Raw genomic sequence first — 8043 nt, 5'->3', positions numbered from 1 at the left:
CCGCTCGGCCCGCTCCAGGTCCAGGTCAAGGACGGCGTGGCCCGGCTGGTCGAGGGCGGTGCGATCGCCGGCTCGACCCTCACCCTGGACGTGGCGTTCAAGCGCTCGGTCACCGTCAACGGGCTGAGCCTGAACCAGGCCGTCGAGTCGCTGTCCGCCACCCCGGCCCGGCTGCTCGGCCTGGGCGACTCGATCGGCTCGCTGGAGACCGGCAAGCTCGCCGACCTGGTCGTGGTCGACTCGGAGGGCTACGACCTGGTCGCGGTGATGCGCCGCGGCCGGTGGATCGTCGGCGGCGAGAGGTTCTCCACCGTCGAGCCCGCCTGAGCGACGCCGACGGCCGCCCTCCCCCACGCGGGGACGGGCGGCCGTGGTGTGTCCGGAGGAGGGGCGGGCTCAGCCGCCCGGCTCGATGGTGATCTGGTCGACCAGGACCGCGCCGGAGGGCACCGTGAGGGTCACCGTGTTCGGCCCGGCCTGGAACTGCGGCAGTATCCAGGTGCTGTACCAGGCGGAGGTCTGGTCCTTGGGCTGCGGCCCGTAGATCCTGTACGTCACCCCGCTCGGCCAGTCCTTGCCGTTCACCGAGGCCGAGCCCTTGAACTCCGCGCCCGAGTAGTTGTAGTGCACGGTCAGCTTGTACGACCCGGCGGTGGCGATCTCGCCGGTCCAGGTCACCGAGCCGCCCGGCTGGAGCGTCAGGTAGCTGCCGTCGGCCGACTTGGCGCCCTTGACGGTGTTGCCGGAGGGCGCGTTCTGCCCCTGGAGCTGGCCGGCGTCCACGGTCGTCGGTCCGGAGACCGGGGTGGCGCTCGCCGAGGGGGAGCCGCTGGCGGTCGTGGCGGTCGGCCCCGGGGTGGTGGGGGCCGGCGGGGCGGTGGTGGCGGTGCCGCCCTTGCCGGTCTTGTTGTCGTCCGGGTCCCCGGTGGAGAGGGCTATGCCCGCCCCGATCGCTATCGCCGCGACCACGGCCACCGCGCCGATCACCGCGCCCTTGCTCCGGCCGCTGCTGCGCGGCTCCTCGCCCGGCTGCGGCCGGGAGTGCTCGGCGTAGCGGGTCTGCTGGGTGGGCGCCGCACCGTACTCGGGCTGCTGCGGCGGGCCGGGCTGACCGTACGGGGCCTGCGGCTGGCCGCCCGGGTACTGCGGCGGCATGCCCTGCTGGCCGTACGGCTGCTGCTGTTGCTGCTGCGCCCGCGGCGGGTAGCCGTACTGGGCGCGCCCGACCTCCATCGGGCGACTGTACGGCGTGCGCGGGACCCCCTGCTGCGGCTCGGCCGGCTGCCCGGTGGAACCGTCGGCCGGGCGGTAGAGGTAGCCGAACGGGTCGTCGTCCTGCGGGGCACCGCCCCCCTGGCCCTCGGGCACTCCGTTGCTGCCGGCGGTCGTCACGGTGGTCTGCTCCCCCATCCGGTGCGCCGCCTGCTGCGGGCGGCGCAGATCATGGACGCTGTCGTACCGGGAACCCTACCTGCCGTATGTGACGGCAGGAAAAGAACCCTTGACAACTCACGGGTAACCGGGACCGACCAGGGCCGGCCCGGGCCCGCGGGGGCCGTCCGCCGGCTCAGCCCGCGCGCCGGTGCGAGCGCTCGCCGCGCGCCCCGCGCACCGCCCCGCCCCGGGCCCGCTTCTCGTCGTACATCCGCTCGTCCGCGGTCTGCAGCACCTCCTCGATGCTCATCCCGCAGCCGGCCCAGCCGACGCCGAGGCTCACCCCCACCCGCATCGCCCGTCCGTCGATCCGCATCGGCGGGATGATCGCGCCCCGCAGCCGGTGGGCGAGGTCCTTGGCCTCCTCGCGGCCGATCCCGTCCGCCAGCACCACGAACTCGTCGCCGCCGAGCCGGGCCACCGTGTCGCCGTCCCGGACGGCCTGGCTCAGCCGCCGGGCGACCTCGACCAGCACCGCGTCGCCCGCGTTGTGGCCGAACCGGTCGTTGATCGACTTGAAGCCGTCCAGGTCGCAGAAGAGCACCGCGAGCCCCTTGTCCACCGCCGCCGCCGCGCCCGAGCGGAACGGAGCCGACCAGGCCTCGCCGCCCGGCCCGTACTCGGCCGGGACCACCGCGTGCACGTGCTCCCCGAAGCCCGGGCCGAGCCCGCCCGGCAGCCCCTCGGGCAGGCCGTAGCCGTGCGCCGGCCCGGCGTACCGGTCCGCGCCCTCCAGCCCGTCGTGCGCCGCGTGCGCGCTGTAGGAGTCGACCGGGTAGCCGTACGGCTGCGGGTAGGCCACCTCGACCTGCCCGCCGGTGGCGCCGACCGGCTGCGGCTGGGCGCAGAGCCGGCGGGCCAGCCGGGCCTTGAGCTCGGCGCCGTTCGGCAGCCCGGTCAGGGCGTCATGGCTGGCCCGGTGGGCGAGCTGGAACTCGTGCCGCTTGCGGTCCTCGATGTCCTCGACGTGGGTGAGCAGGAAGCTCGGCCCCTCGGCCGCGTCCGCGACGATCGAGTTGCGCAGGCAGACCCACTGGTAGCCGCCGTCCCGCCGGGACAGCCGCAGCTCCGCGCGGCCGCTCTCGGCGCTGGTGCGCTCCAGCAGCGCCCGGTCCTCGGGGTGCACGAGGTCGGCGAAGCTCTGCTGGCGCAGCACCGCCCGGGGCCGGCCGAGCAGTCGGCAGAGCGCGTCGTTCACCCTGGTCAGCTGGCCGCGCCCGACGCCGTGCAGCTCGGTGATCGCCATCCCGCTGGGCGCGTACTCGAAGGCCTGGCGGAAGCTCTCCTCGCTGGCCCGCAGCGCCTGCTGCTCCTTCTCCAGGCGGGCCAGCGCGCGCTGCATCTCGGCCCGCAGCCGGGCGTTGCCGATCGCGATGGAGGCCTGCAGCGAGAACATCTCCAGCGCCTCGCGGGTCCAGGCGCCGGGCCGCTTGCCGCTGCGCGGGCGGTCCACCGAGAGGACGCCGAGGAGGTCGCCGCCGGCGCTGTACATCGGGGCGAGCAGCCCGTCGGCGGGGTGCCAGTCGTTGGCGTACACCGGCAGCGGGCCGTCCCCGATCCAGCGCGGGATGTCGCTGGCGACGGCCCAGCCGCGGTCGTACGGCAGGAAGCGCAGGGTTCCCCAGTGGTCGCTGACGCCGAGCAGCCGGTCCCAGGACTCCCGGGAGCCGACCTGGCCGAGCAGGACGGAGGGGCCGCCCATCGGGCTCTCCTCCAGCTCCCAGACGGCCGCCACCACGAGGTCGCCGTCGGGCCGGACGAGGCTGACCGCGGCGGCGTCGAAGCCGAGCCCGTGCACCGCGCCCTCGACCACGGCCTGGAGCGTGCCAGCGAGGCTGCGGGCAGCGTTGAGGTCCGCCACGACCCGGTGCAAGGTGCGGAGGGTCGCGAGACGGACGTACGGCTCCGACTCGGCTTCCATGCGGGGGCTCCCCGGCTGCTTCGGATAGTTCTTGATTGGTTATCGTCCGATTGCCAGAAGAACTGAATCACAGGGAGCACAGCGCTCGGCACGCTCGGTCAGCAATAGGCCATCACTTGTGACTTAAATCACACGAGACTAATGCGCCCTTAATCAGTTCATCTGTCCCGTAGTGGGACATACAGCGCCATCGGAACTTTTCTGGTGGTCGACCGCATTGGCCGCCGACTGAAGCCGACTGCGCCCGCCAGTCCGGTCGCTTCACTCCTGAGGGTGAGTTCGGCCACCGGGCGTAACCCTTCGGCCGGACCGCCGGTCCTACGACCAAGGCCCGATGCCGTTCCTCCCGGGTGACGACTACCGTGCGGTACGTGTACCCGTCGCCGCAGCCCGAAGCTGCCCCCCACGCCACGCCCGACGAGTTCCGGGCTGCCCTCTCCCAGCTCGCCGCCGGCGTGAGCCTGGTGACCGTCCACGACCCGGAGGACGGCGAGGACGTCGGCATGACCGCCACGTCCTTCCTCTCGGTGTCGCTGGAGCCGCCGCTGGTGCTGATCTCGGTCCGCGAGGACTCCCGGATGGACGAGGTGCTCTCCCGGGTGGACACCTGGGCGGTCTCGGTGCTGACCGAGGGACAGAAGACGCTCGGCTCCCGGTTCGCCATGAAGGGCCGGCTCAGCGACCGGCTGCTGTTCGCGGACACCCCGCACCACCGCGGCCCGCGCACCGGCGCCCCGCTGGTCGACGGCGCGCTGGCCACCGTCGAGTGCCGCACCGAGCAGCGGATACCCGCCGGCGACCACACCCTGCTGCTCGGCCGCGTCCTGGAGGCCACGGTGCCCGACCCCGGCGGCCGCCCGCTGCTCTACTTCCGCGGCGGCTACCGCACCCTCGGCTGAGGCCGCGCCGGCTACTCACCGCCCCGCGGCGCCCGGCGGCCCCGCTTCAGCTCGGAGCGGTGCTTCTTGTTCTCCAGCCGCCGCTGGACCATCCCCCGGCTCGGCCTGGTCGCCCGCCGGGCCTTCGGCGGCGGCGCGCACGCCTCGGTCAGCAGCGCCGACAGCCGGGCCGCGGCCGCCTCCCGGTTGCGCCACTGCGAGCGGAACTCCGAGGCCTGGACCACCAGCACCCGGCCGTCCACCAGCCGGCCGGCCAGCCGCTCCAGCGCCCGCTCGCGCCACACCTCGGGCAGCGCCCTGGTCGAGGCCAGGTCGAAGCGCAACTCGGCCTTGGAGTCGGAGGTGTTGACGTGCTGGCCGCCGGGGCCGGAGGAACGCGAGAAGCGCCAGACGAGCTCGGCGTCGGGGACGACCACCGACCCCCGTACGCGGATGGGCTCGGACATGCGCCCATCATCCCGCGCCCGGCCCGCCCGGTCACCCGGATATCGGTACGCCCCCCGCTTCCGCACCCGGTTACCCCCGGGCGCCCCGAGCCCCGACAATGGCGTACGTGATCGAGCTCGGCTACTCCCTCTCCAACCGCTTCCCCGACCCCCCGCAGACGGACTACCGCACCGCGTCCGTACACGCCCTGCGGTACGACCTGTTCTGCGGCGACGTGTACCTGGACGGCGAGGGCTCGGAACTGTCCACCGCCTGGGGCTGGGTGCCCGTGCTCGACTTCGCCTGGGCGCTGTGCGACGTCGCCGAACTCCTGGACCGCGACCCGGACGGCGTCCGGGCCGCCCGGGTGCAGACCGCCGACCTCGACTTCACCCAGAACACCGAGCTGCTGCGCTTCGCCCGCCGCTTCAACTGGGTCGAGGTCACCGCCACCTGGCTGCCGGACGAGCCGCCGGTGGTGGTCCGCCACGGCGAGCTGCGGCGCGAGGCCCGGGACTTCCTCCAGGACACCCTGGCGGACCTCTTCGACATGCACCCCGACCTGGCCGACAACCCGAACATCTGGACGCTGCAGGGCCGGTTCCGGCGCATCTGACACGTCCTTTGCCCGGTCTTTGCCCTCCGTTGGGCGCCCACGAAGAATTCACGGCCCCTGCGGAACCAAGCCACCGCGGTATTGCGTTGTCCCGGGAAATAGCGAACGAAGCGAACGAAGGGACTGCAATCGTCATGCCAGTGAGCCTCTCCAAGGGTGGCAACGTCTCGCTGACCAAGGAGGCCCCCGGCCTGTCCGCGGTCACCGTCGGCCTGGGTTGGGACGTCCGCACCACGACCGGCGCCGAGTTCGACCTCGACGCCAGCGCGATCGTCCTGAACGCGGACGGCAAGGTGCTGTCCAACGGCCACTTCGTCTTCTTCAACAACACCAGCACGCCGGACAACACCGTCGTGCACACCGGTGACAACCGCACCGGCGAGGGCGCGGGCGACGACGAGTCGATCAACATCAACCTGGCCGGCCTGCCGGTCGAGGCCGCCAAGATCACCTTCCCGGTCACCATCTACGACGGCACCGCCCGCGGCCAGAACTTCGGCCAGGTCCGCAACGCCTACATCCGCGTGGTGAACGCGGCCGGCGGCGCCGAGATCGCCCGCTACGACCTCTCCGAGGACGCCGCCACCGAGACCGCGATGATCTTCGGCGAGCTCTACCGCAACAACGGGGAGTGGAAGTTCCGCGCCGTCGGCCAGGGCTACGCCTCCGGCCTGGCCGGCATCGCCCAGGACTTCGGCGTCCAGCTCTGACGCACCCGCGGACAACGCCGCGGCGCGGGAAGTCGGTCCGTCCGACTCCCCGCGCCGCGGTTTCTCCGTTTCCGGGCCCGGCGGGCCTCAGCGCGAGGCGCGCAGCTCCGGCAGCTGGATCAGCTCGGTCTCGTCCTCCGGCGTCAGGTCCACCACGGTCGGCCCGCCCTGCTCCGGCCGCTCGGCCGACTCCGCCGCCCGGGCCTCGGCCACGGCCTTCTCGGCCACCGCCTCGTCGCCCACCACGTCCGCCAGGTCGGCGCGCTCCCCCAGTTCGGCGACGCTGCCCACCGCCGGTGCCGGGGCCGCCGGGCGCGCCGGGGCAGCCGCACCGCGGCCGAAGAAGCTGAAGCCCTGCCCGCGGGCCGGACCGGACTGCGCCGGACGCGGCCGCTGCCGCTCCACCGGCGCGGGCGCCGCGGCCGGCCCGGCCGACGCGCCGCCGAGCTGACCGACCGTCGCGGTCAGCGCCGGACGCACCGGCTCGGGCCGCACCGGCGCCGGGGCCGCCGGAGCCCGCCCCGGGGTCGGCACCGAGGGCGCCACCGGGGCCGGCACGGCCATCGACGCGGCCGGCGCGACCGGCGACTCCTTCGCGGGCTTCCGCAGGGCCACCTCCGCGCCCGCCGTACGCGCCCGCCGGGCCTCCTGCTCCGCCGCGCGGCGCTCCAGCAGCCGCAGCACGGACGCCGCCCGCACGTAGGCGGCCGGGCTGGCCGGGTGCTTCGGACGGCTCGCGGCGAGCGCCTGCTGGGCCGCCTCGGCCTCCTTGAGCGCCTGCTCGGCCACCGCCACGGCCCGCTCGCGCAGCAGCCGGGCGATCTCGGTCTCGGCCTTCGCCAGCCGCGACTTCTCCGCCGTCAGCCGCCGCCCGAACCGGGTGGCCCGCTCCTCGGCGACCTCCGCCGCGTACTCGGCCTCGGCCAGCTGCTCCTCGAACCGCTCCTCGGCGCGCAGCCGCTGGGCCGCGGACGTCTCGGCGGCCGCCCGGGCCGCCTTGTCCCGCTGGCGCAGCAGCAACGCGAAGCCGAGCGTCGCGATCACCGCCGCGACGCCCACCGAGCGCACCAGGACGGTGTCCTGACTGAAAAGCAGAGCGGCCAGTGCGGCGACCAGCAGCACGCCGGCGGCGGTGGGGGGAAAGACCCGGCCGAGGACGGAGGAATGACGGTGGCGTCCGCGAGACATGTCCAAGAAACTAGCGTGCGAATTGGGGGCCTGTCAGCCCAGGGTCCCCTTCCGCCCTTGACAGGGTGCGGTTTTTACCGCACGTGCCCGGATTCTCACGCAAGATCACGAAGAAAGCCCTGCTCAGCGGTGCCGACGAGGCGGACGGTGCCGGCGGGGCCGTCGAGGCCACCGTGACGCCCGGGCGGCGCCCCGGCGCTGCCCCGGCCGCGTCTCAGCGGTGCGACGCCGCCGGACCACCCGGGTCGTCGTGGTTCTCCGGCAGCTTGCACACGTGCTGGATCCAGAGCGCCGCCGCGATCACTGCGGCCCCCGCCAGCACCGCGAGCCCGGCCGTCACGGCCTGGTCCTTGCGGGCCGACACGTCCAGCTCGCCCAGCAGGTAGATCCCGGCCCCCGCGTAGATCCCGGTGACCACCGAGGAGACCAGCGCGCTGGCCTGCCCCAGCACCACCGCCCGGGCCGCCAGCAGCGGGTCGACCCCCTTCGCCCCGGGCTGCCGCTCGCGCACCGCCTTCAGCCGGGCCCGCAGCGACAGCGCGGTCGCCAGCAGGACCACCGCGACCGCCGCCAGCACCACCGGCGCCGCGGCCGGCACCGCAGGCAGCGTGTCCACGGAGGCCCACAGCTTGGAGCCGGCCCAGGACAGCGCCGTCGTGGCGGCGGTGATGCCGATCAGGAGGCGGAGGCGAAGCAGCTTCACTCGGAGGAGGTCCTTCCCGGGTACCCGAACCGGCCGCCCGCCCGGTGGCGCGGCGACGCCAGGCCACCGTACCGGGCCCGGCCGGGCGGGCACCCGCGTGAACGGCGGACACCTACTCGTACGGCCGGGCCCCCGGCCGAGTTCCC

9 protein-coding genes are annotated in these 8043 nt (G+C 74.3%); 4 read left to right on the top strand and 5 right to left on the bottom strand.

Features of this window, described 5'->3' with window-relative positions; translation table 11 throughout:
* A partial coding sequence (locus AMK13_RS40220; RefSeq protein WP_143204769.1) for an amidohydrolase family protein occupies window positions 1-327 on the top strand: 327 nt, incomplete at its 5' end.
* A 69-nt stretch (window positions 328-396) separates the two neighbouring features.
* Here the strand turns inward: AMK13_RS40220 and AMK13_RS40215 are convergent.
* Both AMK13_RS40215 and AMK13_RS40210 read right to left on the bottom strand, forming a co-directional pair.
* The gene (locus tag AMK13_RS40215) at window positions 397-1410 is read right to left on the bottom strand and encodes a hypothetical protein (RefSeq protein ID WP_074006439.1); all 1014 of its coding nucleotides are present in this window, start codon (window positions 1408-1410) and stop codon (window positions 397-399) included.
* A gap of 157 nt (window positions 1411-1567) precedes the next feature.
* Window positions 1568-3355, bottom strand: coding sequence for a GGDEF domain-containing protein (locus tag AMK13_RS40210; protein WP_074006438.1), 1788 nt, complete (start codon window positions 3353-3355; stop codon window positions 1568-1570).
* 362 nt (window positions 3356-3717) lie between these two features.
* On the opposite strand from AMK13_RS40210, the gene AMK13_RS40205 reads away from it, so the two are divergent.
* The gene (locus tag AMK13_RS40205) at window positions 3718-4254 is read left to right on the top strand and encodes a flavin reductase family protein (RefSeq protein WP_369808329.1); all 537 of its coding nucleotides are present in this window, start codon (window positions 3718-3720) and stop codon (window positions 4252-4254) included.
* A gap of 11 nt (window positions 4255-4265) precedes the next feature.
* On the opposite strand, the gene arfB is transcribed toward AMK13_RS40205, so the two are convergent.
* Window positions 4266-4700 (bottom strand): alternative ribosome rescue aminoacyl-tRNA hydrolase ArfB, encoded by a 435-nt coding sequence (gene arfB, locus AMK13_RS40200; protein ID WP_049655169.1) that lies wholly within the window; start codon window positions 4698-4700, stop codon window positions 4266-4268.
* A gap of 98 nt (window positions 4701-4798) precedes the next feature.
* Here arfB and AMK13_RS40195 point away from each other — a divergent pair, with 98 nt between their 5' ends.
* The gene (locus tag AMK13_RS40195) at window positions 4799-5296 is read left to right on the top strand and encodes a hypothetical protein (RefSeq protein WP_369808326.1); all 498 of its coding nucleotides are present in this window, start codon (window positions 4799-4801) and stop codon (window positions 5294-5296) included.
* A gap of 134 nt (window positions 5297-5430) precedes the next feature.
* The gene (locus AMK13_RS40190) at window positions 5431-6006 is read left to right on the top strand and encodes a TerD family protein (RefSeq protein ID WP_049655167.1); all 576 of its coding nucleotides are present in this window, start codon (window positions 5431-5433) and stop codon (window positions 6004-6006) included.
* Window positions 6007-6093: 87 nt separating this feature from the next.
* Here AMK13_RS40190 and AMK13_RS40185 read toward each other — a convergent pair whose 3' ends face one another.
* Both AMK13_RS40185 and AMK13_RS40180 read right to left on the bottom strand, forming a co-directional pair.
* On the bottom strand, window positions 6094-7194 hold the full coding sequence (locus AMK13_RS40185; RefSeq protein ID WP_143204768.1) for a hypothetical protein: 1101 nt from the start codon (window positions 7192-7194) through the stop codon (window positions 6094-6096).
* Between the two features lie 214 nt (window positions 7195-7408).
* Entirely contained in the window at window positions 7409-7897 is a 489-nt protein-coding gene (locus AMK13_RS40180) for a DUF3180 domain-containing protein (protein ID WP_049654061.1), read from the bottom strand.
* Window positions 7898-8043: the final 146 nt, after the last annotated feature.

This window comes from Streptomyces sp. CB02056 (assembly GCF_001905545.1).
Classification (GTDB): Bacteria; Actinomycetota; Actinomycetes; order Streptomycetales; family Streptomycetaceae; genus Kitasatospora.
Note: the sequence above shows the minus strand (reverse complement) of the source record. Positions and strands in the feature narration are given on the sequence as shown.

Bases quoted from the DNA above. Each gene is read 5' to 3' on its own strand.
- AMK13_RS40210 (WP_074006438.1), bottom strand. From the start codon at position 3,355: ATGGAAGCCGAGTCGGAGCCGTACGTCCGTCTCGCGACCCTCCGCACC.
- AMK13_RS40215 (WP_074006439.1), bottom strand. From the start codon at position 1,410: ATGGGGGAGCAGACCACCGTGACGACCGCCGGCAGCAACGGAGTGCCC.
- AMK13_RS40195 (WP_369808326.1), top strand. From the start codon at position 4,799: ATGGCGTACGTGATCGAGCTCGGCTACTCCCTCTCCAACCGCTTCCCC.
- AMK13_RS40190 (WP_049655167.1), top strand. From the start codon at position 5,431: ATGCCAGTGAGCCTCTCCAAGGGTGGCAACGTCTCGCTGACCAAGGAG.
- arfB (WP_049655169.1), bottom strand. From the start codon at position 4,700: ATGTCCGAGCCCATCCGCGTACGGGGGTCGGTGGTCGTCCCCGACGCC.
- AMK13_RS40185 (WP_143204768.1), bottom strand. From the start codon at position 7,194: ATGTCTCGCGGACGCCACCGTCATTCCTCCGTCCTCGGCCGGGTCTTT.